23 protein-coding genes are annotated in these 24,427 nt (G+C 42.9%); 12 read left to right on the forward strand and 11 right to left on the reverse strand.

The features are described from left to right. Positions 1–47: 47 nt before the first annotated feature. The 4 genes from ACO6S0_RS18470 to ACO6S0_RS18485 all read right to left on the reverse strand — a co-directional run bounded on the left by ACO6S0_RS18470 (position 48) and on the right by ACO6S0_RS18485 (position 3,444). Positions 48–1,472, reverse strand: a complete 1,425-nt coding sequence (locus ACO6S0_RS18470; RefSeq protein WP_422349758.1) for a Gfo/Idh/MocA family protein — start codon at positions 1,470–1,472, stop codon at positions 48–50. A 60-nt stretch (positions 1,473–1,532) separates the two neighbouring features. Continuing rightward, positions 1,533–2,183: an HD domain-containing protein gene (locus ACO6S0_RS18475; RefSeq protein ID WP_422349759.1), complete on the reverse strand. Its 651-nt coding sequence runs from the start codon at positions 2,181–2,183 to the stop codon at positions 1,533–1,535. Then, complete coding sequence (locus ACO6S0_RS18480) at positions 2,180–2,920, reverse strand: lysophospholipid acyltransferase family protein (RefSeq protein WP_422349760.1); 741 nt, start codon at positions 2,918–2,920, stop codon at positions 2,180–2,182. The genes ACO6S0_RS18475 and ACO6S0_RS18480 overlap by 4 nt, the downstream gene beginning before the upstream one ends. A gap of 113 nt (positions 2,921–3,033) precedes the next feature. Next, positions 3,034–3,444: a BrxA/BrxB family bacilliredoxin gene (locus ACO6S0_RS18485; protein WP_422349761.1), complete on the reverse strand. Its 411-nt coding sequence runs from the start codon at positions 3,442–3,444 to the stop codon at positions 3,034–3,036. A 122-nt stretch (positions 3,445–3,566) separates the two neighbouring features. Here ACO6S0_RS18485 and ACO6S0_RS18490 point away from each other — a divergent pair, with 122 nt between their 5' ends. The 4 genes from ACO6S0_RS18490 (at position 3,567) to ACO6S0_RS18505 (ending at position 7,140) form a co-directional block, all read left to right on the forward strand. Next, positions 3,567–4,307 carry a TerB family tellurite resistance protein gene (locus tag ACO6S0_RS18490; RefSeq protein ID WP_422349762.1) on the forward strand — a complete coding sequence of 247 codons (741 nt, stop codon included), beginning with the start codon at positions 3,567–3,569 and terminating at the stop codon, positions 4,305–4,307. 81 nt (positions 4,308–4,388) lie between these two features. After that, positions 4,389–4,973: a HupE/UreJ family protein gene (locus tag ACO6S0_RS18495; RefSeq protein WP_422349763.1), complete on the forward strand. Its 585-nt coding sequence runs from the start codon at positions 4,389–4,391 to the stop codon at positions 4,971–4,973. A gap of 86 nt (positions 4,974–5,059) precedes the next feature. Then, the gene (locus tag ACO6S0_RS18500; protein WP_420401604.1) at positions 5,060–5,497 is read left to right on the forward strand and encodes a deoxycytidylate deaminase; all 438 of its coding nucleotides are present in this window, start codon (positions 5,060–5,062) and stop codon (positions 5,495–5,497) included. Between the two features lie 17 nt (positions 5,498–5,514). Further along, positions 5,515–7,140 carry a S41 family peptidase gene (locus ACO6S0_RS18505; RefSeq protein WP_422349764.1) on the forward strand — a complete coding sequence of 542 codons (1,626 nt, stop codon included), beginning with the start codon at positions 5,515–5,517 and terminating at the stop codon, positions 7,138–7,140. On the opposite strand, the gene ACO6S0_RS18510 is transcribed toward ACO6S0_RS18505, so the two are convergent. Both ACO6S0_RS18510 and ACO6S0_RS18515 read right to left on the reverse strand, forming a co-directional pair. Then, on the reverse strand, positions 7,137–7,340 hold the full coding sequence (locus ACO6S0_RS18510; RefSeq protein WP_422349765.1) for a hypothetical protein: 204 nt from the start codon (positions 7,338–7,340) through the stop codon (positions 7,137–7,139). The genes ACO6S0_RS18505 and ACO6S0_RS18510 overlap by 4 nt on opposite strands. A gap of 20 nt (positions 7,341–7,360) precedes the next feature. Then, positions 7,361–7,939 (reverse strand): MarC family protein, encoded by a 579-nt coding sequence (locus ACO6S0_RS18515; RefSeq protein ID WP_422349766.1) that lies wholly within the window; start codon positions 7,937–7,939, stop codon positions 7,361–7,363. Positions 7,940–8,061: 122 nt separating this feature from the next. Between ACO6S0_RS18515 and ACO6S0_RS18520 the strand changes: the two genes are divergently transcribed. Continuing rightward, the gene (locus ACO6S0_RS18520; RefSeq protein WP_422349767.1) at positions 8,062–8,634 is read left to right on the forward strand and encodes a DUF3109 family protein; all 573 of its coding nucleotides are present in this window, start codon (positions 8,062–8,064) and stop codon (positions 8,632–8,634) included. On the opposite strand, the gene ACO6S0_RS18525 is transcribed toward ACO6S0_RS18520, so the two are convergent. Next, entirely contained in the window at positions 8,624–10,522 is a 1,899-nt protein-coding gene (locus tag ACO6S0_RS18525; RefSeq protein WP_422351847.1) for a tetratricopeptide repeat-containing sensor histidine kinase, read from the reverse strand. The genes ACO6S0_RS18520 and ACO6S0_RS18525 overlap by 11 nt on opposite strands. Before the next feature lie 84 nt (positions 10,523–10,606). Further along, positions 10,607–11,341, reverse strand: a complete 735-nt coding sequence (locus tag ACO6S0_RS18530) for a LytR/AlgR family response regulator transcription factor (protein ID WP_422349768.1) — start codon at positions 11,339–11,341, stop codon at positions 10,607–10,609. Between the two features lie 287 nt (positions 11,342–11,628). On the opposite strand from ACO6S0_RS18530, the gene ACO6S0_RS18535 reads away from it, so the two are divergent. The 3 genes from ACO6S0_RS18535 (at position 11,629) to ACO6S0_RS18545 (ending at position 15,947) form a co-directional block, all read left to right on the forward strand. Continuing rightward, the gene (locus ACO6S0_RS18535; protein WP_422349769.1) at positions 11,629–11,751 is read left to right on the forward strand and encodes a hypothetical protein; all 123 of its coding nucleotides are present in this window, start codon (positions 11,629–11,631) and stop codon (positions 11,749–11,751) included. A 492-nt stretch (positions 11,752–12,243) separates the two neighbouring features. Beyond that, positions 12,244–13,230, forward strand: coding sequence for a ribonucleotide-diphosphate reductase subunit beta (locus tag ACO6S0_RS18540; RefSeq protein WP_422349770.1), 987 nt, complete (start codon positions 12,244–12,246; stop codon positions 13,228–13,230). Between the two features lie 239 nt (positions 13,231–13,469). Next, positions 13,470–15,947, forward strand: coding sequence for a ribonucleoside-diphosphate reductase subunit alpha (locus ACO6S0_RS18545; protein WP_422349771.1), 2,478 nt, complete (start codon positions 13,470–13,472; stop codon positions 15,945–15,947). A 292-nt stretch (positions 15,948–16,239) separates the two neighbouring features. Here ACO6S0_RS18545 and ACO6S0_RS18550 read toward each other — a convergent pair whose 3' ends face one another. The 3 genes from ACO6S0_RS18550 to ACO6S0_RS18560 all read right to left on the reverse strand — a co-directional run bounded on the left by ACO6S0_RS18550 (position 16,240) and on the right by ACO6S0_RS18560 (position 20,353). Continuing rightward, positions 16,240–17,769 carry a Kelch repeat-containing protein gene (locus ACO6S0_RS18550; RefSeq protein WP_422349772.1) on the reverse strand — a complete coding sequence of 510 codons (1,530 nt, stop codon included), beginning with the start codon at positions 17,767–17,769 and terminating at the stop codon, positions 16,240–16,242. Between the two features lie 215 nt (positions 17,770–17,984). Then, positions 17,985–18,635: a gluconate 2-dehydrogenase subunit 3 family protein gene (locus ACO6S0_RS18555; protein WP_422349773.1), complete on the reverse strand. Its 651-nt coding sequence runs from the start codon at positions 18,633–18,635 to the stop codon at positions 17,985–17,987. Next, positions 18,635–20,353: a GMC oxidoreductase gene (locus ACO6S0_RS18560; protein WP_422349774.1), complete on the reverse strand. Its 1,719-nt coding sequence runs from the start codon at positions 20,351–20,353 to the stop codon at positions 18,635–18,637. Before ACO6S0_RS18560 ends, ACO6S0_RS18555 begins: the two co-directional genes overlap by 1 nt. Before the next feature lie 136 nt (positions 20,354–20,489). Here ACO6S0_RS18560 and ACO6S0_RS18565 point away from each other — a divergent pair, with 136 nt between their 5' ends. Genes ACO6S0_RS18565 through ACO6S0_RS18580 form a run of 4 tightly spaced genes read left to right on the forward strand, consistent with a single transcriptional unit; the run spans position 20,490 to position 24,417 of the window. Then, positions 20,490–21,473, forward strand: a complete 984-nt coding sequence (locus tag ACO6S0_RS18565) for a sugar phosphate isomerase/epimerase family protein (RefSeq protein ID WP_422349775.1) — start codon at positions 20,490–20,492, stop codon at positions 21,471–21,473. Between the two features lie 21 nt (positions 21,474–21,494). After that, positions 21,495–21,938, forward strand: coding sequence for a DinB family protein (locus ACO6S0_RS18570; RefSeq protein WP_422349776.1), 444 nt, complete (start codon positions 21,495–21,497; stop codon positions 21,936–21,938). A 7-nt stretch (positions 21,939–21,945) separates the two neighbouring features. Further along, positions 21,946–23,175: an MFS transporter gene (locus tag ACO6S0_RS18575; protein WP_422349777.1), complete on the forward strand. Its 1,230-nt coding sequence runs from the start codon at positions 21,946–21,948 to the stop codon at positions 23,173–23,175. Positions 23,176–23,196: 21 nt separating this feature from the next. Beyond that, positions 23,197–24,417 carry an MFS transporter gene (locus ACO6S0_RS18580; RefSeq protein WP_422349778.1) on the forward strand — a complete coding sequence of 407 codons (1,221 nt, stop codon included), beginning with the start codon at positions 23,197–23,199 and terminating at the stop codon, positions 24,415–24,417. Positions 24,418–24,427 lie beyond the last annotated feature (10 nt).

Raw genomic sequence — 24,427 nt, forward strand, 5'->3', positions numbered from 1 at the left:
GTTAAGAAATCACCTTGCAGCCCGTATTTTTCATTTCTTTGATGGAATTACGATAGTTCCCAACCTTTGCGATACTCTCGGGTAACCCACTCGTTTGCTTTATCGTAATTGGTGATTTTCATGTTCTCACCATCCCAAAGCAGTTTGCGTCTTCCTGGATAGTCATAAGGAGCCCAATCGCCTGGCTTTTTACCATCTTGCAATACTTTGTATTGGTAGGCTTTTACCGCAAGATTACCCATAAGCACGGTCTCCGTCAGTGGTCCGGCTTTGGCAAAATTGGAGGAAGTAGCATCACCTTTGATACAACCGTCAACAAAATTGGCAATATGGCCGCCCATACTATCTGGAACTCTAGGATATTTGGGTTCTGGAGCTTTGAACAGATCCATCATATCGGAAGGTAATAAGCGTGCGTTTCTGGAGTACGTATCACAAACTAAAATACCTTTATCACCATACATTACGGTTCCGCCATCTCCGTTACCGACTACTTCACCATCTTTTAGTTCATCCGGCAAATCGGGCATTAGACCACCGTCGTACCAATTTAGAGCTATATCACCATGGTGTTCATGATTAAATTTCAAGTGAATTTTGGAAGAAGGTGGGCAGGAAGGACTATAATCAGCCTCCACAAAATCCCCTACCCAAACAGAGGTGCAACTGGCTTCGGCTTCTGTAGGATAACCCAGATCCAAAACACTGAATGGGGTTTCCATGATATGGCATCCCATATCTCCCAAGGCTCCAGTGCCAAAATCCCACCAACCTCGCCATTTGAATGGTAGGTAAGCCTCATTATAATCACGCATTGCCGCTGGGCCTAACCAGAGATCCCAATCCAGTCCTTTAGGTACGCGTTGTTTTTCAGTGGGTACGGCAACACCTTGTGGCCAAACAGGTCTGTTCGTCCAACAATCTATGGTGTGTACTTTCCCAATAATCCCAGATTCCACCCATTCGCGCGCTATCCGACTATCATCACTGGAAGCTCCCTGGTTACCCATTTGGGTCACAATACCATTTTCAGCCGCTACTTGCGTCATCAAACGGGCTTCATGAATGTTGTGCGTCAGAGGTTTTTCCACATAGGCGTGTTTTTTTTCACGCATAAATGGGAGCGCAATGGTTGCGTGGGTATGATCGGGAGTGGCCACCATTACCGCATCAATATCGCCCAAATGACGGTCATATACCTTTCTAAAATCCTTATAGCGTTTAACATCCGGAAACTTCTCATATGTACCTTTGGCCCTTCTGTCATCCACATCGCAAAAGGATACGAACTTTACTCTTCCGGTGTTGGCCAACCCTTGAATTACGCCACTTCCACGACCTCCTACACCAAAAGCACCCACATATAGGGTGTCACTTGGAGCTACATGGGTCTTTCCCAAAACATGACTGGGAACAATGGAAAATGCAGCAGAGGCCGCTGCTGTATTTTTAAGGAACTTTCTTCTTTGCATTTTGGATTGTTTAGTTAAGCTATCAAGATACAAAAAACAACTGTAGAGACATACAGCTTGTTATGTATTCCACTCTTTGTAAAATTGTTTCAAATAATCTAACATGAATTGATGCCGTTCCGCTGCCAATTCCCGACCGGTATCTGTGTTTATTTTGTCCTTGAGCAGTAGTAATTTTTCGTAAAAATGGTTAATGGTGGGGGCATTGGATTTTTTGTACTCCTCCTTGGTCATGTTCAGATTGGGTTCTATATCTGGATCGTACATAGGCCGGTTTTTGAATCCACCGTAGTTGAATGTTCGGGCAATCCCGATTGCTCCAATGGCATCCAAGCGATCTGCATCTTGAACCACCTGCAGTTCCAATGAATTAAACTTGGGTTGGCCTTTGTCCAAACTATTTTTGAACGACATATGCCGTATAATGTTCGCAATGTGATCCGTTCGGACAGGGTCTAAATCTTGTGAAGCTAAAAATTCTTGGGCGGTCTTTGGGCCGATTTCCTCATCACCATTATGGAATTTGGGATCGGCAATATCATGGAGCAGTGCGGCAAGCTGTACCACCAACGAATCCACTTCTTCTTTTTCCGAAATTTTCTTGGCGGTTTTAAAAACCCGCTCGGTATGAAACCAATCATGGCCGCCTTCTGCGTATTTAAGTTGCTCCTTTACAAAATTCTTGGTGGCTTCTACTAATGTGTCGTTCATGATTTGACTTCGGTTATGCCATTTTTAATCTGTTCTTCGACTTGGGCAATCTGCGCGTCAGCATCACTTTGAATTGCCATTGGAGGGTGCACCTTGAATTTGATAAATGCTCCCAACCCCATCGGAAACTGTCCAAAACGCAACATCTTCCAGGAGTTGTTGATGCTTATGGGTACGATCAAAGCTGAAGGGGCGTGTTTCATCAGTACTTTTAATCCCGTGGTTCTAAACGGTTTGGGAACACCTGTTCTACTTCGCGTACCTTCCGGAAAGATGACGGCGCTACGGTTGTGCTTTTCTATGTATTGGCCTAGTTGTTGTAAAGCCTCAATGGATTGTTTGGGATCCTTTCTATTTATTAGGGCGGAACCTCCATGTCGGAGATTGTAGGACACACTGGGAATACCCTTGCCCAATTCTATTTTGCTCACAAATTTGGGATGGTGCTTTCGCATATACCAAATAATGGGAGGGATATCGTACATGCTCTGGTGGTTGGTGACGATGATCAAGGGCTTGTCTGTAGGTATGGCATGGGAATTTTCAAAATGATATCGTGTGCCCAAAAGATTGGTACATCGCATCAAGAACCAATTAAGAATGCTCACACTTCCCTTGTGTGCTTTATATCCGAACACATTTAAACATACCCATTGTATGGGATGAAAAATCACCAAGGTCAATCCAAAACAGATAAAGTATATAATGGTAATCGGATAAGAAAGTAACTTTTGCATGCTTACACTCTATTGTAGCTCTGAAGCGCTGAGAAAATAAAAGTTGGTTATCTATGGCACAAAAATAAAAAACCACCCTTAAGGGTGGTTCTTCAAATCTCATTTGTTGGAAATTAACAATGATCGTTATAGGCTTCCATTAAATTCTCAGCGATCAATTCCGCTGGTCTTCCTTCAATATGATGTCTTTCAATCATATGTACCAACTCTCCATTTTTGAACAATGCCATACTTGGTGAAGATGGAGGAAAGGGAACCATATGGTTTCTAGCGGTGTCAACAGCTTCGGTATCTACACCTGCAAAAACCGTGACCAAATGGTCTGGCTTTTTGTTGTTTTGCAAGCTCAACTTTGCTCCAGGTCTTGCATTTGCTGCGGCGCATCCGCACACAGAATTCACCACAACCAAGGTGGTTCCTTCTTGTTTCAATGCATTTTCCACGGCTTCACTTGTATATAGTTCCTCGAACCCAGCAGTGGCTAGGTCGGCTCTCATAGGTTTTACCAATTCTTCAGGATACATAATCTATTAATTTTTAAGGTACAAAGATATGGTTTTTGTCGCATTTTTTGAGGAAGCCTTAACAGCTGCAAACAGTTTTGTTCTAAGGCAAAAGCCTATATTTGGGCTCTAAATTTGTTGCAATGATCAAGTGGGCGGCCGCCTTCATTGGATTTTTTATCAGAGGTTTTGCGGGAGCAATAATTGGCTTTCTTGTAGGGAGTTTTTTGGACACCTTGGGCGGTTCGGGTTCCCGAGGGGGAGGCAGCGTATTTTCGGACTTTACCAGACAGTCTGTTTCCCCAGCTGATTTCGAACTGAACCTCCTCTCCCTATGCTCCATTGTCATCAAGGCTGATGGTCAGGTTAGTCAAAGGGAATTGGACTATGTACGCCAATATTTTTTGAGCACCTATGGCAAGGAAAAGGCCAATGCCATTTTTAGGACTTTCAATGATGTCATTAAAAAAAGGGAGGTTTCTGCCCAAAGAATTTGCACGTACTTGGCACAGCGAACACGTTACGAAGTCCGCTTGCAACTTTTGCATTTCCTCTTTGGGATTGCCCAGGCGGATGGACAGGTCAGCAAGGCCGAAGTGAACAAGCTAAGGGAATTGGCAGGCTATCTCCGCGTTGGTCTGCACGATTTTGAAAGCATCATGGCCATGTTTATTAAATCTGCGGACAATGCCTACAAGATTTTGGAGATAGAAAAATCAGCTACGGATGATGAGGTGAAAAAGGCGTATAGAAAAATGGCCAAGAAGTACCATCCCGATCGCGTGGTCATGGAAAATGAAGCTATCAAAAAAGGAGCTGAGGAAAAGTTTAAGGAAGTTCAAAAAGCCTATGAGACCATTCAGAATGAACGTGGAATCTCATAAGAGGTTAGAAGTGGAAATATTTAAAAGTTTAGCCGCTAACCACAAACGTCATTTAATATAAACACCTAAACTCATTAAACAATGCAAGAATTCTGGTTCTACATCAAATTGGGATTTAACCATGTGCTGGACTTGGGAGCTTATGACCACATCCTGTTTCTATCGGCCTTGGCCATACCCTTTACATTTAAAAATTGGAAGCGTGTGGTTATTTTGGCCACAATCTTTACCATAGCACATTGTACCTCTTTGGCCTTGTCTGCCTTTGAGGTGATGACCGTGGATGTAGGCCTCATAGAATTCCTCATTCCAGTTACTATTTTATTGACAGCACTGTACAACTTGACCTATGTGTTTGGCAATTCCCAAACATCAGGCAGGTATGTGCATGTATTGGCCACAGCATTTTTTGGTTTGGTCCATGGTTTTGGGTTCTCCAATTATTTTAAGATGCTTATGGCAGAGCAGGAAGATAAGGTACTTCCGTTATTGGGTTTTGCCACCGGAATCGAATTTTCACAAGTGGCCATTATTTTGATCATTTTGGGCGTGGCTTTCGTAGTTTTGGATCTCTTAAAAGTGAAAAGAAAGCTTTTCATCGGAATTGCATCCATTTTGGTCATTGCCATTACAATACCGCTGCTGATTGCAACGTTTCCCCAATAGGGCCTTCGTTAAAATTAATTGAATAAGGTTGTACGAGTCTTGTAAAGCGGGTATATTTAATTAATGATCAGCCTATTTACCGATCTATGAACGAGCGCAAACAAGAAAAGTATGATAAGGCCTATTTACGAATGGCCAAGGAATGGGGGAAACTCTCCTATTGCAAAAGAAAACAAGTGGGCGCCATCATTGTAAAGGATAGGATGATCATATCTGACGGTTACAACGGCACGCCCACAGGTTTTGAGAATTTTTGCGAAGATGAAGAAGGTTACACCAAATGGTACGTGCTCCATGCAGAGGCCAATGCCATTTTAAAAGTAGCCGCTTCCACCCAATCCTGTGAAGGTGCAACATTGTACATCACTTTATCTCCCTGTAGGGAGTGCAGTAAACTGATTCATCAGGCTGGCATAAAACGTGTGGTTTACCAAACGGCCTATAAGGATGATTCAGGGCTGCGATTTTTGGAACGGGCAGGCGTAGAAACCTATCATCTGCCCATTCTGGAAGAAATGGTCTAACCTCACCATTTTACGTTATGAAAAAGAAATATCAGTATATACTCCCCACCATTCTGGCCTTTGTGCTGGCTGTGGGTATTTTTATTGGAGGCAAACTTCACTTTGATGATTCTCCCGAAAAGCTCTTCAGCACCAATTCCAAGAAAGATAAGCTCAATCGGCTTATAGATTACATCGACTACGAATATGTGGATGAAATAGATACAGACAGTATTGTGGATGTTACCGTGAACAACATCTTAGGGAAGCTGGATCCGCATTCGGTATATATTCCAAGGAGTGAGATGGAGGAAGTTTCCGAAAACATGAAGGGGGATTTTGTGGGGATCGGAATCAGCTTTTATATGTATCGTGACACCATCACCGTAATTAGGACCATCAAAAATGGGCCGAGTCACAAAAGCGGTATAAAACCAGGGGACCGGATACTTATTGCAGACCAGGATACACTCTTCGGTAGACGGATTCCCAACAATGAGGTGGTTTCAACACTTAAGGGAAAAATAGGGACCAAGGTGGATTTGAAGGTATTTAGAAAGCAGGAAGACCGAACCCTGAACGTTACGGTAACCCGTGATAGGGTTCCAATCCGAAGTGTAGATTCCTATTATATGCTTTCCAGGGATATGGGGTATATCAAAATCAATCGGTTTGCAGAATCCACTTTTGATGAATTCAAGGATGCCCTTCGAAAACTTAAAATCAGAGGTGCCGAAAAATTGGTGCTTGACCTAAGGGACAATCCAGGAGGCTATTTGGGTATAGCGGAAAAACTTGCGGATGAATTTCTTACGGATGACAAGCTTATACTGTACACCAAAAACAAAAAGGGAAGAATCAAAAAAGCCTTTGCCACCAAGAAAGGAGAGTTTGAAGACAAACCGGTGTATGTGCTGATCAATGAGCGATCTGCATCCGCCAGTGAAATTATTGCCGGGGCCCTTCAGGATAATGATATTGGCACCATCGTTGGTCGCCGTTCATTTGGAAAAGGATTGGTGCAACGGGAAATGGATTTGGGTGACGGCTCCGCGGTACGTTTAACGGTTTCCAGATATTACACCCCAACAGGTAGATCCATCCAAAGATCGTACAAAAAAGGGCATAAGGATTACTATCAAACCTTTATGGAGCGTTATAGAAATGGGGAGTTAACCTCTGTGGACAGTATCAAGGTGGCCGACTCTTTGAAATTTGTTACGCCAAAGGGCAAGATAGTTTACGGAGGGGGCGGAATTATCCCTGATGTGTTTGTGCCCATTGGCAACAATGAAGAGGAAGCTGTGGAAAGTTTGGATGGGGCAGAGTTCTTTTCCCGTTTTGTGTTTGAACATTTGGAAAAGGACAGAACCCGTTATTCCTATCTTTCAAAGATTGAATTCTTGGACGATTTTAGGGTGGACGACATCCTATTTGACGAATTCATCCAGTTTGTGCTGAACCGTAAAATCAAACTGGACTTTTATGCACAGGAAGACAAGATCAAGGATTATCTAAAAGCCAACATTGCAGAGCAATTGTTCTCGCCCAACCTCTCTGCTCAAATTAAGGGAGAGTACGATGCCATGCTAAAAAAGGTAATGGAGATGGATCAGGCCGTATTCAATAACTCCGATGTGGAGACTGTGGAGTTAAGGGATTAGTCCTCTTTCAGCTTTTTGTCAATTTTTTTGCTGAGGGCAAATATCAGGATCAATACCAATGCACACAATGAGGCCACAATACCGATCAAAGCGATAGTGCTATCTCCTTGAAAAGGATCGTTAAAATCAACCAAGGTAACGTTAAAGGCTATCAATGCCAGTGCTAAAAGCACCAATACAACAACAAAAGCTCTGTTCATAACTAATAAGCTCGAAATAATTAATTAGTGAATAATTGATTGACGTTGGTGGCAAATAGTTTGACCGCAATGGCCAACAGGATGACCCCAAAAACCTTACGAATCACTTGAAGTCCATTCTTGCTCAGTAATCGTTCAATCTTTGCACTGGACTTGAGTACCGCGTACACAAAGATAATGTTTACAACGATGGCCACTATTATGTTTTCCACATGATATTCCGCGCGCAGGGTTAGTATGGAAGTGAGAGTACCTGCACCTGCAATCAAGGGAAAAGCAATGGGAACCACGGATGCAGTCTCCATCTCGTCGTCTTTGAACAGCGTAATGCCCAAAACCATTTCCAAGGCCAGAAAGAAGATAACCAAGGCACCGGCCACTGCAAATGAATTTACATCGATACCGATAAGCCCTAAGATGCGCTCTCCCACAAACAAAAAAGCCGTCATAATAACAGCAGCAACTATGGACGCTTTCTCGGATTGAATATGCCCCACCTTTTTTCGAAGTGAAAGGATGATAGGGATACTGCCCAAGATATCAATCACCGCAAAGAGCACCATACTTGCTGTAACAATTTCCTTAAAACTGAAGTTCATGGCCTGTAATTTTTTAGTACGCAAATGTACGAGGAAAAAGAGGGTTTTGGATGTTGTTTGTCCTAATGAAACGGCCAAGTTTTTGCTTTTGGTTTACCTTTACCCAAAAAGGAGGTTTCGCCATGTTCCAAATTGATAAGACCATAGTTTCCGAAGAGATTATTGACAATGATTTTGTTTGTAACCTTACGGCCTGCAAAGGTGCCTGTTGTGTGGATGGGGAATATGGTGCTCCACTTGAAGAAGGGGAAACCGAAATACTGGTGGATATTTTTGACAAGGTAAAACCTTATCTGCGCCCTGAAGGGGTGGCGGCCATAATGGACCAAGGAGCCTTTGTTAAAGGGGAAGATGGTGAATGGGAGACGCCACTGGTCAATAAAAGTGAATGTGCCTACGTCATTTTTGATGACAAGGGGATTACCAAATGTGGTATAGAAGCGGCCTACCTGGATGGGGCTGTTTCTTGGAGAAAACCTGTTTCATGTCATTTATACCCTGTAAGAACACGGGAATATTCAGAATTTACAGCTGTGAACTACCACAGATGGGAAATCTGCGACCCGGCTTGCCAGTTGGGAAAGGAACTTAAAGTCCCCATTTATAAGTTTGTGAAAGACGCCCTGATTCGGAAATTTGGGGCCGCTTGGTATCAAGAATTGGAGGAAGTGGCCAGGGAAAAGACTAAATCGTAGGTATATCCAGTATAACCTTGGTTCCCTTGGGTTTTCCCTTTTCGTCAAAGAGATCTACGATATCCACATCAAAGCTATTTTGGTAATCTTTGGAGAAGTTGGCGAAACGCTCTTTGGTAATCCTGATACCTACAGACTTTCTTTTGAGCACCCTGTTTTCCTTGTTCACCTGGGCGGCACCTCTTCCCACACCATTGTCCACAATTTCTATGGTGACATGTCCCGCAGTTTTCTTTAGAACATTCAGCGAAATGATCTTTTCGCCTTCTTTGGGAGACAGTCCGTGCCAGAGGGAATTTTCCAAAAAGGGTTGCAGGGCCAAGGAGGGTATTTTGACAGCCTCGGGATTGATCTCGTCACAAACATTGATGCTAAACTTGATTTCATTGGAAAAGCGAATGTTCTCAATGTTCATATATAGCTCAACAGTTTCCAGTTCCTCCGCCAACGTAATCTCCTTCAATGAAGACGCTTCCAAAATTTTGCGCACCAACTTGGAAAATTTGTTGAGGTAATGCACAGCATTTTTTTGCTCGTTGTTTATGATATAAAGCTTGATGGAATTCAACGAGTTGAATAAAAAGTGTGGGTTCATTTGGCTACGAAGCATGTTTTGCTCCAAGCTGAGTACCCGTTTTTCGTTCTTGCTTTGATACTGTCTGTACAAAATGTAAAGTATGGAAGAAATAAGACCAACAATCAAGGCACTTACCAATAAAGTGGTTTGGTTTTTTCGGAGTCTTAAACGAACAATTTCGTTCTCTTTTGCCAAAACCGAAATTTGGTTGTTCTTTTTATCCGCTTCGTATTTGACGATTACATCGTTCATGTACCTAAAATTGGTGGCACTGGAAATCTCCTCATCATACTCGTCTGCTTTTTTATAGTAATCGTAAGCCGCTTTATAGTTTCCCCGTTTATGTTCAAAATCTGAAAGCTTTTGGTAGGCATAGAGTACGTTACTGGGAATATTGTGGGTTTGGGCCATTTCCAAACCTTCCATGATAAAATCTTGGGCTTTGTCATAGTTGCCCAATTCGGTATATGCCCAACCGGTATTAATGAAAATAAGAGGGGTAATAAAATAATCCCCAATGGTCTTGGACTGTTCATGAAGCGGTTCCAACAGTACCAGGGCCGCATAGGGCATGTCCTGCTTTAGGTAAATCTGGGCCAAGCTATTTTTACAGATGATTCGGCCGTAGGTGGAGTTGATGTCCTCGTTAAAGGCCAGGGATTTTCTGTAATGTTCCAAGGCTCCCTCTAAATCTCCCTTCTGATCCAAACAATCTCCTATATTTTGATGGTTGATGGCAAGTCCAAGCTTGTTGCCAAGTTCCTCTTCCATCTTAAGGGCTCTTTTAAATTGAAGAATGGCCAAATCGTACTGCTCTAAAGTTTGATAAAGATTGCCAATACTGTTAAGGGATACATTGATATTTCTTTTGATATGGTGCGAAGGTTTCTCCACTTGCTCGGCCATTTCCAAGGCCTGCTGATTATAATCCAAAGCGGTTTTAATGGCGTCGGTTCTGCGGTATACCACGCCCAGCATGTTTAGGCATCTTACCTTTAACTCCACATTGTTGGCTTCCTCTGCCAACTCTAGGGCTTTTTGGTGTAGATTGACAGCTTGCTCAAATTTGGAAAAGTTCCTGTAAATAGCGCCAATCTGGTCCAAGGCATAAGACTCTCCCTCCAGATACTTGGCGTCCTTGCTTAAATTGGCAAAATACCGAAGTAGGGTAGTATCCCTACCTTCCGATTTGAGTTCCGTATTCAAAACCAAATAGGTCTTGGGCCTCATTTCCACAATACGCTCCGCTTTTTCCTTAAAGGCTTCCGGAATTTCTTGGGCATGACCAAAATGGGAAATCCCTAAAATCACGAGGGTCAAAAGAAAATTTCTTTTGAGGGCTACCGAGTATAGGGATTTTGTTGATCGGAAAATAGACACGGGAGTTATCGGGGGTTACAGCATATCCAAAAAATCGGATTTCTTTTGTCTTGAAACAGGGATTTTGTGGTTGGATTCCAGCACCACATAGCCATCTGTCTTTAGAAATTCTTTTATCTTGTTTAGATTGATGATGTACGAATTGTGAATTCGGAAAAAACTGTTGTCCGGAAGCAAAGTGTTCACTTCTTTGAGCTTTTTGGTAAGCAGGATCTTTTGGCCATCACTCAAAAAGATGGTGCTATAGTTTCCATCGGATTCTGCATATAGAATATCGTCACTGTTAAGGAACAAAAGCTTACCGTCCGTATTGATTGTGATTTTCTTGCTATGGGAATCAGCGTTGAAATTCAAAAGGATTTTTTCCAGTTTTTCGGACGTCAAATTCTTGGTGTTGTATTTTTTGATCTTGGCAATGGTCACTTCCAGATCATCCGTATCAATCGGTTTTAGCAAATAATCAATGGCCTCGTTCTTCAGGGCTTTTAGGGCATATTGGTTATAAGCCGTGGTGATGACCACAGGGAAATTTTTGTTCTTAAGGCTTTTGATGAACTGAAATCCGTCCATTGCCGGCATCTCAATATCCAGGAACAAACAATCCGGGGTATTCCGTTCCAAATAGTCCAAAGCTTCATGGGCATCGGTAAAGGATGCCACAATATCAACTTCATCGCTCAAATTGGTCAACTCCCAACTAAGACTTTGCAACGCTTTGACCTCGTCATCAACAATAACTGCTTCTAACATGCTCTATTTTAATATACTTTCAAATTTAGGATTATTCCCTATAAGGTATTAAAATTATGTGCTAATGGACGCTTTGTACGTATAACTGGTAGAAAATACCGATTAACCGAAAAAGGGTGACTTTGCCATATTAGAGGAGTTATTTTGCTGTTTTTGCATCTAAAAGCCTGAAAATCATTAACCATTTATACACAAAAAAAGACCGATTATACATACGGCATCCACTCAGGGGCAATTGTTTTATACTTTGGTCTTGTTAAAAATTGAAAGTAATCAACCCTACTCCAATGCGAAAGTGTCTTATTTTATTTGTGCTTCTGATTGTTGCCCTGATTTGCGCTGCTGTAATGGAGGAAGGAAAAGATTTAAAGATACATTCCAACTGGGACGAGGTGGCCAACAATAGGTAGCCTTTTCCAAATGTTCTTTCACATTATCAACAAACGTACGGCCAGAGCAACCAACCTCTTGATCATAGAAACTGCTTGCAAAAGATATCCCAGGGAATCCACGGATTTGTTTGGTTTTAGGTTTCGGGGGAACTACCTAGAATTGTAACGGTCCAAAGATGTAACTGGGAATGGCCGTACTTTTGATAATGAACCTAAGGAATGACAACAATAAGCGTAATTTCCATTAATATTTAGACCAAAAAGTATAAAAAACATATACTTTTTGGTCTATTTTATTTTGGAAGATTCCAATCAAAAAACCTCCTTGGGGATCATCTTCTTCAAACCCAAGTAACATCGATAGCCAGCCTAGATTTCAACATTTTGTGTTAAAAACTTTGGATCGTATTTAATAAAACTGCCTTTACTATCTGGTGACATTTTTGAATCTTTGTTAGCCCTGTTCGCAAGGAAATTTTCTCCATTTTATAATTTTTTTAACGCACACTTATGTCAGCAGCCATAGAACCTATATTACAAGAAAACAAAGACAGATTTGTAATTTTTCCAATCCAACATCACGATTTGTGGGATTGGTATAAAAAGCAGGAAGCCTGTTTTTGGACTGCTGAGGAAATCGATTTGCACCAAGATTTGACAGATTGGAACAACAAGCTCAACGATGACGAGCGCTATTTCATCAAGCACATCTTGGCATTTTTTGCAGCTTCAGATGGTATTGTGAATGAAAATTTGGCGGAAAACTTCGTGAACGAGGTTCAATATTCCGAAGCCAAGTTTTTCTACGGGTTTCAGATCATGATGGAAAACATTCACTCAGAGACCTACTCTTTGTTGATCGATACCTATGTAAAGGATGAAAAGGAAAAAAATGTGCTGTTCAAGGCCATTGAGAATTTTCCAGCTATCAAAAAGAAAGCGGATTGGGCCCTTAAATGGATTGAGTCCCCAAGTTTTGCGGAACGTTTGATTGCCTTTGCTGCCGTGGAAGGGATTTTCTTTTCCGGAGCCTTCTGTTCCATTTTCTGGTTAAAGAAAAGAGGATTGATGCCCGGATTGACCTTCTCCAATGAGTTGATTTCCAGAGATGAAGGAATGCATTGCGATTACGCGGTACACCTGCATAACAATCACTTGGTAAACAAAGTGCCAAAAGAACGGATCAAGGAGATCATTGTGGATGCCCTTAATATTGAAAGAGAATTTATTACCGAATCACTTCCGGTAAGCCTTATAGGAATGAATGCCAAATTGATGACCCAGTACTTGGAGTTCGTGACCGATAGATTGTTGGTGGAGCTGCAATGTGAGAAGGTGTACAATGCCACAAATCCGTTCGATTTCATGGATATGATTTCACTCCAAGGAAAGACCAATTTCTTCGAGAAACGCGTGTCTGAATATCAGAAAGCAGGTGTTTTGAACAAGGAAAAGGACACGGATTCCCAGAAAATTAGCTTCGACGCGGACTTTTAATTGAAAAGAATTCCCCGCAGCTTGCTGTGGGTTACCGATAAAATTGTCATTCCCATCAAAATGGGAATCTAAATAACAGAATTTCTAGAAATTCTTTATCAGACCAACAACAATATAAAATAGCCTTTTGCCCCGGAGGTGTTAAAGAACTGGCCTAAAATGTATCGTGGGCGTATCCACGGTTATTGATCATGCTTTAGTATAACCAACAGGTATCATTTAAAAAATATTCGTAGCACATGTATGTAGTAAAAAGAGATGGAAGAAAAGAGCCGATGATGTTCGACAAGATCACGGCCAGAGTAAGAAAACTTTGTTATGGCCTCAACGGTTTGGTAGATCCGGTAAAGGTGGCCATGAGGGTCATTGAGGGACTGTATGATGGGGTAACCACATCCGAACTGGATAACTTGGCTGCCGAAATTGCCGCAACCATGACCACTACCCATCCAGATTATGCGAAGTTGGCGGCTCGCATCTCGGTTTCCAATTTGCACAAGAACACCAAAAAGTCCTTCTCAGAGACCATGAAGGATTTCTACGAATATGTGAACCCAAGAACCGGAAAGAAGGCCCCATTGTTATCTGATGAAGTGTTTAAGGTGATTTCGGAGAATGCGGAGAAATTGGATTCCACCATCATCTATAACCGTGATTTTGGCTACGATTATTTCGGTTTTAAGACTTTGGAACGATCGTACTTGCTCAAGTTGAATGGGAAAATCGCAGAACGCCCCCAACACATGTTAATGCGGGTTGCGGTTGGAATCCATCTAGACGATTTGGATGCAGCCATAGAGACCTATGAGCTGATGTCCAAAAAGTATTTTACCCACGCTACACCAACGCTGTTCAATTCGGGAACGCCCAAGCCGCAAATGTCATCCTGTTTCCTATTAGCAATGAAAGATGACAGCATTGATGGTATTTATGATACCCTCAAGCAGACCGCAAAAATTTCCCAATCCGCAGGGGGGATAGGTCTATCTATCCACAATGTTAGGGCCACTGGATCGTATATTGCCGGAACCAATGGAACTTCCAATGGAATTGTGCCCATGCTTAGGGTATATAACGATACGGCACGTTATGTGGATCAAGGTGGTGGAAAACGTAAAGGAAGTTTTGCCATTTATGTGGAACCTTGGCATGCCGATATCTATGATTTCCTGGATTTGAAAAAGAACCACGGAAAAGAGGAAATGCGTGCACGGGATCTCTTCTACGCCATGTGGATTCCAGATTTGTTCATGAAAAGGGTAGAAGCTGATGGAGAATGGACGTTGATGTGTCCAAACGAATGCCCAGGCTTGTTCAATACCCATAGCGAAGAATTTGAGGCGCTGTACACCAAATACGAAGCTGAAGGAAAAGGACGCAAAACCATAAAGGCCCGTGATCTTTGGGAGAAAATCTTAGAGTCCCAAATTGAAACAGGAACGCCTTACATGCTCTATAAAGATGCGGCCAACAGAAAGAGCAACCAGAAAAATTTGGGAACCATCCGTTCTTCCAACTTGTGCACTGAGATTTTGGAATATACCTCTCCAGATGAGGTTGCAGTGTGCAACTTGGCTTCCATCGCCCTCCCCATGTTTGTAAAGAATGGCAAGTTTGATCATAAAGAGCTGTTCAAAGTGACCAAACGGGTGACCAAGAACTTGAACCGTGTCATTGATCGTAACTATTATCCGGTAAAAGAGGCCGAAAACTCCAATATGAGGCACAGACCTGTTGGTTTGGGGGTACAAGGATTGGCAGATACTTTTATCATGCTTCGTTTGCCCTTTACCAGTGACGAGGCCAAGCAATTGAACCAAGAAATTTTTGAGACCCTATACTTTGCCGCGGTTACCGCTTCCATGGAAGAAGCCAAGACCGATGGGGTATATTCCAGTTATGAAGGTTCGCCCATAGCCAAAGGCGAATTCCAGCACAACCTTTGGGGCATAAAAGACGAAGAATTGTCTGGAAGATGGGATTGGGCCAAGTTGAGAAAGGATGTGAAAAAGCACGGGGTGCGTAACTCCTTGTTGGTAGCTCCTATGCCTACCGCATCCACCTCCCAAATTTTAGGAAACAACGAATGTTTTGAACCCTACACTTCCAACATTTATACCCGAAGGGTATTGTCCGGCGAGTTCATTGTGGTGAACAAGCACCTCTTGGAAGATTTGGTAAAATTGGGATTGTGGAACGAAAACCTGAAACAGGAATTGATGCGTGCCAATGGATCGGTACAACATATTGATGTAATTCCAGAGGATATTAAGGAACTGTACAAGACCGTTTGGGAGCTCAGTATGAAGGACATCATTGACATGAGCCGACACCGTGGTTATTTCATTGACCAAAGCCAGTCTTTGAACCTGTTTATGGAAAATGCGAATTATTCCAAGTTGACCTCCATGCATTTCTATGCTTGGAAGAGCGGACTAAAAACAGGAATGTACTATCTCAGGACCAAGGCAGCTGTTGATGCGATCAAGTTCACCTTGGACAATACCAAGAAAAAAGAAGTGCCAATCAGTGTAGCCGCTGAGGCCGAAGTATTGGCCGCAACACCAAAAGCCGCTGAAGAACTTAAAGTTGAAGCTACCCCTGCAGAACAGCAAGAGGTGGATGTGCAACCTATGACCCCAGAGGAGATGAAAGAATTGATCGCACGGGCCAAAGAAGGCCAGGCAGACGATGATTGCTTAATGTGTGGATCATAACAAATACTGAACGTATCAGTATGTGATAGTGTTTATTGATTAGATACCTCGGATAGTTCACCCCACACGAACAACTTCCGAGGTGTTTTCCTTGAATTGCAAGATTCAACCTCAAAAAAAGCCGCTAATAAGCGGCTTTTTTATGTTATGGGCACGTCAGTTCGAGTGTCCCGAATCCAATTCGGGACGTATCGAGAACTGATGACGAATTGGAACCACTTGGTTCTCGATACAAATTTTGCCCATCGCCATGGACAAAATCCACTCGAACTGACGGCATTTGGACGTTATCTCACTCATCATGCCTTGGGGTGTATTCCCAGATGTCGGAAAGATATAGTAGGCCAAGCCCTAGTCCAATGATTGCTTTCTCATCAGTTGCTACAGCCATTGGAAAATACCGTTCCTCTGCAGGAAAATCACTTTTTTTGATCCAGCTTCCAGCACCACCATTTTCCATGGGGTCAAATTCCCAGATGTCTTTTAATAAATTGTCTTCCTCGTCGATGCCCATGCCTAAATAACCTTTTCCTTTCAAAGAAAACCCAAAAGAGCTATAGCGTTCCATTCCTTGGGGCAGGGAGGTTTTCTGTGTCCAGGAATCATTGATGGGATTATATTCCCAAACATCGGATAGCAATGGGGGTTGGTCTCTAAAACCGGTGGCTATATAGCCCTTGCCATTTATGGAGAAGCCTACGGCACCTGCTCTTCCTGCAATTTCAAAGCCTGCTTTTTCGCTCCAAGTATCTGTCTCAGGATCGTAAACCCATAGGTCATCATAAAAGGGCTCCACCCCATGATCGACACCGCCATAGACATAACCTTTTCCGTCTATGGCAAAGGAGGAAGAAAATTGCCTTTCCTTATCTGGATTGGCGGGGAAATCACTTAGCTGTGTCCACGTATTTGTAGCGGGGTCATACCTGTAAAAATCATTGGGCCCTGCTTCGGAGCTATTATCCGTTCCGCCGCCAACGTAAATGTGTCCGTTTAGAACAAAATGAAAGGTTCCAAATCTGGGATTTCCTGGGAAATTGGGCAATTGGGTCCATGTATCCGTTTGGGATTGATACTTCCAAAAATCTGATAAATTATTGCCGCTAGATCCCAATCCAAGACCCATAAAAACATCGTCCCCTACAGTTCCGACAGCGGCAAATCTTCTGGATTCATGCTCAAAATCCTTCATCTGTCGCCATGGCAAATAGGTAAATTCACTATCTGAAATACCCTCTTGTGGCTGTACAACAACCCGGAGTTCTCCAGAATTGGCGTCCGGCACTTTTACAATGATTTGGGTATCGGTAATACTTAGAATTTCGGCCGGAATATTAGAACCTTCAAAATAAACTTTAACTATGTAGTTGCCCTCACCAAAATGGTCACCGGTGATGGTCACTTCATCACCTTCCACCCCGGTTTTGGGTTCAAAATCACTTATAATAGGCGGTGGGAGCAAAACCGTAAAATCCTGAAAGGAGGTATAGTCGTACCCATTGGCAGAAAGGCTTATTTTTCCGGTAGTGGCATCTTCTGGGACGATCACTACTAGGGTAGTGTCTGATGCACTTTCCACTTGGGCCAGCATCCCATTGAATTGGACTTCATTGCCCTCAGGTTCCGGGTCAAAATTTTCTCCCCTTATGGTTACTTGGGTACCGCGCGCTCCAAGCCCCGGCGAAAAGTCAAGGATGTCCGTTTCCGGATTTTCAATCACATCCTCCGGAGTATCATCTACAGGAAGAGAACCATCGTCTTTTTTGCAATTAAGAAACAGCACCGTAACAGTGCAGATAAAAAGAAAGTAACATTTTTTCATGGCCAGTTATTTGGGTTCTTTTTAAAGGAAGAACAAACTGGCTTAAAAAAACCTGTTCAATTGACAAACAGCCCTTTTGGATTGACGGATGCGTGTTTTGGATGTATGGATGGTTGGATTTCTGGATTTTTGGATTTTTGGAAGGTCAATCTTGGGGATGAATACAAAAAAAGCCGCTTGATAGCGGCTTTTTTATCTTCTGGAAAGGAATTAAGTTACAACGACCAGGCTCTGCCTTGGGTCAAGGTTTCCAAATCCCCACAACCAATATACTCTCCGGGTACTGGCAAGTAAGCCAAGACCTCTTCGCCAACAAACTCACTGCTCTTATAGGCCCAAATGGCACTATTGCGCAAGTTGGTGGCAAATTGGTATCTAGCAATCTCATCATCCAGTACAGCGCTTCCATTTTCCTCTACAGCTTCAAAATAAGCCTGTAGTGCCTCTCCATGTGCTTCTTCCACCTCATCGGTCTGCTTTTTCAAATAAGTGGCAAAGACGGGCTCTAAATCCTCCGCATCCAAATCTGCCAAAGATTCTTTTTGGGTATCGGCCAAGACCTTATCGGTAAACTTGCCCAAACACATTTTTAGAAAATCCTGCTGCTCTGTGGGCAACACCTCATTGGCAAACGTATCTATAAACACATGTACATTCACATCCGTGGCCGAAGGCGTGTCGGTTTTGGGCAACAAGATGTCCAACAATGTATGAACAACGGTTCCTTCATCCTTGGAAAAGAAACTTGGAGTCCAATCCAGGACTTTTTTACCTTGACAGCTTTGTACAATTCCTAAAAGGGTAGGGGTGGCCACGGCATAACCAAAGACAAGCCCCATATTTTTTAATGCTACTCTTCTTTCCATTATAAATTTCCTTTTTTAAGTTCTTCTGCTGCGTGGTTGGCAGCTCTTGCCGTAAAGGCCATATAGGTCAATGATGGGTTAACACAACTGGCGGAGGTCATAAAGGCTCCGTCAGTAACGTAAACATTCTTACAATCATGCACTTGGTTAAAGCCATTAAGGACGGAAGTCTTTCTATCCCTTCCCATTCTGGCAGTTCCCATTTCGTGGATGCCCAACCCAAGGGCTCCGGGTCTGTCAAAAGGTTGAACGTCCCTTAAGCCAGCTTTTTCGAGCATGTCCACGGCTTGGTTTTTCATATCCTCACGCATGTTCCATTCATTTTCCTTGAACTCGGCGTCGAAGGTAACTGTAGGTAAGCCCCATTCGTCCAGTTTGTCATAATCCAAGGTCATTCGGTTGTCCTCATAGGGGAGTACTTCTCCAAAACCACCCATTCCAAAAGTCCAACCTCCTGGTTTTAGGATGGCATCCTTAAGGTCTTTTCCGTGGGAGACTTCTGCAATGGTGTCTTCCCAATTTCCTCTACCGGCCCCACCTTGGTAACCGTATCCACGAATAAATTTATCGGTATTGGATGCACCGCCCAAATTTCTAAAACGGGGAAGGTAAATACCATTGGGTTTTCGTCCTTTATAGTATTTGTCTTCAAAACCGTCCAACTTACCAGATGCTCCCACACCCAAATGATGGTCCATGATGTTGCGTCCCAATTGATCGGAATCGTTTCCAAGACCATTCTCAAACCTATCGGACTTGGATTGCATCAAAATGGATGTGGAAGCAATAGCAGAAGCGCAAAGGAATATGACCTTTGCCTTGAACTCATATTCTTCCTTGGTGACCCGGTCTATTACTTTTACCCCTGTGGCCTTTTTGGTATCTGGATCGTAAATTACCTCATGAACAATGGAATCAGGACGTAGCGTCATGTTCCCTGTTCTTTCCGCAGCAGGTAGGGTAGAGGATACACTACTAAAGTAGGCCCCAAAAGGACACCCTCTTATACAACGGTTACGGAATTGGCAACGTGTTCTTCCGTCTCCCTCAAATTTCTTGTTACTATTAATATGTGCCACACGACCGGCAGTAATTACACGGCCATCAAAATGTTCGTAGACTTTATCCCTAACATGTTGTTCCACACAGTTCAACTCCATCATGGGCTCAAACTGTCCATCAGGGAGTTGGGGAAGCCCCAGTTTTTCACCGGTCACTCCAATATAATTTTCCACCTTATCATACCAAGGCGCAATATCTTTATAGCGAACAGGCCAGTCCACGGCAATGCCGTCTTTTCTGTTGGCCTCAAAATCCAAGTCGCTCCAACGGTAACTATGACGTCCCCACATAATGGATCGTCCACCTACGTGGTACCCACGCATCCAATCAAAACGTTTGGTTTCATTGTAAGGGTGTTTTAGATCATCCACAAACCAATGTTTGGAAGGGGTCTTAACCGTATAGCCAGTCCGGTTTTGTTTTTCCTGTTTGGCAATGTCCTCCCTTGTGGGTTCCCCATTATTGGGTAAGTCCCAAGGATCCAAATTTGCCGTCGGATAGTCCTCTCTGTGCTTGACCATTCTACCGCGTTCCAGCACCAGGGTCTTCAGTCCATTTTCGCACAGTTCTTTAGCAGCCCAACCACCACTAATGCCCGTTCCTACTACAATGGCATCGTATGATTCCTGCTCTTCGTTATAATAAAATTTACTCATCAATAAGGATTGTTTATTTCCTAAAAGTATTAATTATTAAATTAATTTTCTACATTTAATCCTTATGTTTATTGAGAATTCACTACTATAACGTTGTAGTTTTTAAATTCCATTTAATTTAAGTTGATCAACCCTTATGAAAAGAAGAAATTTAAAACATTTCAGTACCAAATTTGTGATTGTTTTATTGCTTGCTAGCGCCGTGGCTTGTAAGCAAAACAAGAAACAGGAAGAAGTAGCTTCCGAAACCGTTGAAGAAGTTCAAATGAGCACCGAACCCAATTTCAAAATATCGTTGGCCCAATGGTCCATGCACAAGATGATTCGGGAAGATGGTGTAGATCCATACACCTTTGCCGAAAAAGCCAAAGCTTGGGGATTTGAAGGATTGGAATACGTAAGCGGATTGTACTATCCAGAATTGGAGAAGGATAATTTCTCTGAGGCGGCCATGAAGAGCTTTGTGGATAAAAGCCTTGCGGAAAGTAAAAAGCACGGACTGGAAAATCTGATTATCATGATTGACGGTCAAGGAGATTTGGCCACACCTGATGAAGCCGAACGGAATGCCGCTGTGGAAAACCACTATAAGTGGGTAGATGCCGCCGCTGCATTGGGGTGTCATTCTATTAGGGTAAACCTTAGTGGTACCCAAGACCCTGATGAATGGACCGCTGCTTCGGTGGACGGATTGACCAAACTGTCCACTTATGCCAAAGACAAGAATATTAACATCTTGGTGGAAAACCACGGAGGGCTGTCCTCCAATGGAGCCATGTTGGCCAATGTATTTAAAACAGTAAATATGGACAACTGTGGTACCCTACCGGATTTTGGCAATTTTTGCATCACTTGGGGAGAATGGCCGGAGTGTCTTGAGTGGTATGACAGGTACAAGGGAATGGAAGAAATAATGCCCTATGCCAAGGCGGTAAGTGCCAAATCCCATGATTTTGATGAAAACGGCAATGAGATCCATTCAGATTATGGACGTATGCTCAAGATTGTAAAGGATGCGGGATACTCTGGTTATATTGGAGTGGAATACGAAGGAAGCGAGCTAAGTGAGGAAGATGGGATTATTGCAACAAGAGATTTATTGCGTAAATTGATGAAGTAGTCCTCACCAAACCTCGGGCTTATGAAGGGATTTCTACAGCAACTCTTTGATTACAATTTTTATAGCAACAAAAAGCTCATTGAGCAATGTTCCGCTATGGGAAAGGTTCCTGAAAAAAGTATGCAGCTGTTCAGTCATATCTTGAACGCCCACCATATCTGGAACCATAGAATTGTAGGCAAGCCGTCGGAATACACGGTGTGGCAGTTGCACTCCTTGGAGGAGTGGGGAGACCTTCATTATGAGAATCAGCGTACCTCTTTTGAGATTATTAGGAATACCGAGGATTTCAATAGAAGAATTGATTATGAAAATAGTCAGGGGAGGACTTATGCCAACGACCTAAAAGATATCCTGTTTCATATCATCAACCATTCTACCCATCATAGGGGCCAGATTTTGACGGATTTCAGGAACTCGGGAATTGAGCCCGAACCTTTGGATTACATATTTTATAAAAGATAACCCCCTTATGAGTTCAAAAGTAAAGTTCCAGTTGTCCGCCATGATGTTTTTGGAGTTCTTCATTTGGGGCGGCTGGTTTGTGACCCTGGGACCATTTTTGGGCAATAATTTGAACGCATCCGGAGCCGAGACGGCCATGGCCTATTCCACGCAGTCCTGGGGAGCCATAATTGCACCTTTTATTATTGGATTGATCGCAGATCGCTTTTTTAATGCGGAGCGAATTTTGGGCGTCCTGCATCTTGTGGGAGCTGGATTGATGTACCTGATGTACTGCTCCGATAGCTTTGCGGTTTTTTACCCTTATGTATTGGGTTATATGATTTTGTATATGCCCACTTTGGCCTTGGTGAATTCCGTAGCATTCAACCAAATGAAAAACCCCTCAAAGGAATTCCCTTTGGTAAGGGTGTTTGGTACCGCAGGATGGATTTTGGCAGGCTGGATCATAAGTTTGGCATTTAAATGGGATGCTATAGAGAATATTGAGGCCGGTTTCTTAAAGAATACCTTCTTGATGGTGTCTGTCGCTTCGGCGGTATTGGGCATATTCAGTTTTAGCTTGCCCAAAACACCACCCACGGTTAGCAAGGATGACAAGAGAAGCATTGGACAATTGTTGGGCTTGGATGCCCTCCAGCTATTAAAGGACAAAAACTTTTTGGTGTTCTTTATTTCGTCCATTTTAATATGTATCCCGCTGGCATTTTACTATCAGCACATTGGCACTTTCTTGACAGAATCCAATGTGGAGAACTCTACCGCATGGGCTTCCCTGGGTCAATTTTCAGAAATCTTCTTCATGCTGCTCTTACCATTCTTTTTCAGAAAGTATGGATTTAAGAAAACCATTTTAGTGGGCATGCTGGCATGGACCCTGAGATATCTGCTGTTCAGTTTTGGGGACTCGGGTGAACTGTTCTTTATGCTGGTGCTTGGAATTGCATTGCATGGTATCTGTTATGATTTCTTCTTTGTTTCCGGTCAGATTTATACCGATTCCAAGGCGGGGGAAAGATATAAGAGTGCCGCTCAAGGACTGATTACCTTGGCCACCTACGGAGTTGGGATGCTGATTGGCTTTTGGGTAGCAGGAAAAATATACGATGAATTTGTTCAGCTTGATGGAACCGCATTGTGGGAAAAAGTGTGGATTTACCCGGCCATTTTTGCCTTGGCGGTATTTGTAGTCTTTGCCCTTTTGTTCAAAAATGAAAAAATAGAATATAAAACCTAAAAACAACCAAATAGAATTACCATGGAAAATATAAATAAGAATAGGCTTTTCCTGGCCTCATGTGTATCATTGATCGTTACGGCCATGACCTTTGCGCTTAGGGCCGGGATTATGGGTGAGCTTAATGTCGAATTCGGCTTTAATGACACCCAATTGGGGTGGATGAATTCCATGGCCTTTTATGGATTTCCAGTATCCATGATCATAGGGGGTCTTATTTATCCTAAAATAGGACCAAAACCCATCCTTTGGGTGGCCTTTATATGCCACTTGCTGGGATTAATATTAACGATAACATCCAAGAGTTTTATTCCGCTTCTTGTCTCAACCTTCTTTATTGGGTTGGCCAACGGCGCAGTGGAGGCCGCTTGTAACCCGCTTATCGCCGATATGTATACCACCAACAGGACAACCATGTTGAACAAGTTCCATGTTTGGTTCCCAGGGGGAATTGTTATCGGAGCTTTGTTGGGCGAGCTTATGGGCAATATGGGATTGTCATGGCAAATTCAAATTGCCATCATGATCGTACCTACTTTGATTTACGGATACCTCATTTTGGGTCAAAAATTCCCAAAAGCTGAAAATATTGAGGCCAATATTGGTCAGAATGTAAAGTCCATGTTTACCCCTCTATTTATTTTCATGTTGATTTGTATGGGCTTAACTGCAACGACAGAATTGGGTACCGGGCAGTTTATTGAAAGACTGCTGGGACAGGCAGGAGCACCTCCGCTTATCATTTTGGCCATTGTTACAGGATTGATGGCTGTGGGTAGATATTTTGCTGGACCCATTGTTCACAAGTTCAATCCTATTGGTGTGCTTTTCGGATCGGCCATAATTGCTTCCATCGCCCTGTTTTTACTTTCCAGTGCAACCGGTGCCATGGTGTATGTGGCTGCTATATTGTTTTCAGTGGGAGTGATGTACTTCTGGCCAACCATGATTGGATTCGTAAGCGAGTATAATCATAAAACAGGTGCCTTGGGGATGTCAATTATAGGAGGGTTTGGAATGCTGATTACGGGAATATCCCTCCCGAAAATTGGCCAGATGTTGGATCAACAAAGAACCCAAGCCTTGGAATCTGGAGTCTCAGCCGAAGCCGCAGATTTGGTGGCAGGACAGGAAACCCTTGGTAACATTATGTGGCTTCCCGTAATACTGATAGGGCTTTTCGGAATCTTATTTCTAATGCGTAAGAAGCTCGAGGAACAGCGATTGAAACAAGAACACTAAATCATAAATA

This window comes from Flagellimonas sp., assembly GCF_965233845.1.
Taxonomy (GTDB): domain Bacteria; phylum Bacteroidota; class Bacteroidia; order Flavobacteriales; family Flavobacteriaceae; genus Flagellimonas.

Excerpts from the sequence above, each read along its gene's own strand:
- ACO6S0_RS18540 (WP_422349770.1), top strand. The coding sequence starts at position 12,244 with ATGTCAGCAGCCATAGAACCTATATTACAAGAAAACAAAGACAGATTT.
- ACO6S0_RS18535 (WP_422349769.1), top strand. The coding sequence starts at position 11,629 with ATGCGAAAGTGTCTTATTTTATTTGTGCTTCTGATTGTTGCCCTGATT.
- ACO6S0_RS18475 (WP_422349759.1), bottom strand. The coding sequence starts at position 2,183 with ATGAACGACACATTAGTAGAAGCCACCAAGAATTTTGTAAAGGAGCAA.
- ACO6S0_RS18495 (WP_422349763.1), top strand. The coding sequence starts at position 4,389 with ATGCAAGAATTCTGGTTCTACATCAAATTGGGATTTAACCATGTGCTG.
- ACO6S0_RS18520 (WP_422349767.1), top strand. The coding sequence starts at position 8,062 with ATGTTCCAAATTGATAAGACCATAGTTTCCGAAGAGATTATTGACAAT.
- ACO6S0_RS18565 (WP_422349775.1), top strand. The coding sequence starts at position 20,490 with ATGAAAAGAAGAAATTTAAAACATTTCAGTACCAAATTTGTGATTGTT.
- ACO6S0_RS18560 (WP_422349774.1), bottom strand. The coding sequence starts at position 20,353 with ATGAGTAAATTTTATTATAACGAAGAGCAGGAATCATACGATGCCATT.
- ACO6S0_RS18570 (WP_422349776.1), top strand. The coding sequence starts at position 21,495 with ATGAAGGGATTTCTACAGCAACTCTTTGATTACAATTTTTATAGCAAC.
- ACO6S0_RS18575 (WP_422349777.1), top strand. The coding sequence starts at position 21,946 with ATGAGTTCAAAAGTAAAGTTCCAGTTGTCCGCCATGATGTTTTTGGAG.
- ACO6S0_RS18555 (WP_422349773.1), bottom strand. The coding sequence starts at position 18,635 with ATGGAAAGAAGAGTAGCATTAAAAAATATGGGGCTTGTCTTTGGTTAT.
- ACO6S0_RS18515 (WP_422349766.1), bottom strand. The coding sequence starts at position 7,939 with ATGAACTTCAGTTTTAAGGAAATTGTTACAGCAAGTATGGTGCTCTTT.
- ACO6S0_RS18485 (WP_422349761.1), bottom strand. The coding sequence starts at position 3,444 with ATGTATCCTGAAGAATTGGTAAAACCTATGAGAGCCGACCTAGCCACT.
- ACO6S0_RS18470 (WP_422349758.1), bottom strand. The coding sequence starts at position 1,472 with ATGCAAAGAAGAAAGTTCCTTAAAAATACAGCAGCGGCCTCTGCTGCA.
- ACO6S0_RS18510 (WP_422349765.1), bottom strand. The coding sequence starts at position 7,340 with ATGAACAGAGCTTTTGTTGTTGTATTGGTGCTTTTAGCACTGGCATTG.
- ACO6S0_RS18490 (WP_422349762.1), top strand. The coding sequence starts at position 3,567 with ATGATCAAGTGGGCGGCCGCCTTCATTGGATTTTTTATCAGAGGTTTT.
- ACO6S0_RS18550 (WP_422349772.1), bottom strand. The coding sequence starts at position 17,769 with ATGAAAAAATGTTACTTTCTTTTTATCTGCACTGTTACGGTGCTGTTT.
- ACO6S0_RS18505 (WP_422349764.1), top strand. The coding sequence starts at position 5,515 with ATGAAAAAGAAATATCAGTATATACTCCCCACCATTCTGGCCTTTGTG.
- ACO6S0_RS18580 (WP_422349778.1), top strand. The coding sequence starts at position 23,197 with ATGGAAAATATAAATAAGAATAGGCTTTTCCTGGCCTCATGTGTATCA.
- ACO6S0_RS18530 (WP_422349768.1), bottom strand. The coding sequence starts at position 11,341 with ATGTTAGAAGCAGTTATTGTTGATGACGAGGTCAAAGCGTTGCAAAGT.
- ACO6S0_RS18545 (WP_422349771.1), top strand. The coding sequence starts at position 13,470 with ATGTATGTAGTAAAAAGAGATGGAAGAAAAGAGCCGATGATGTTCGAC.
- ACO6S0_RS18500 (WP_420401604.1), top strand. The coding sequence starts at position 5,060 with ATGAACGAGCGCAAACAAGAAAAGTATGATAAGGCCTATTTACGAATG.
- ACO6S0_RS18480 (WP_422349760.1), bottom strand. The coding sequence starts at position 2,920 with ATGCAAAAGTTACTTTCTTATCCGATTACCATTATATACTTTATCTGT.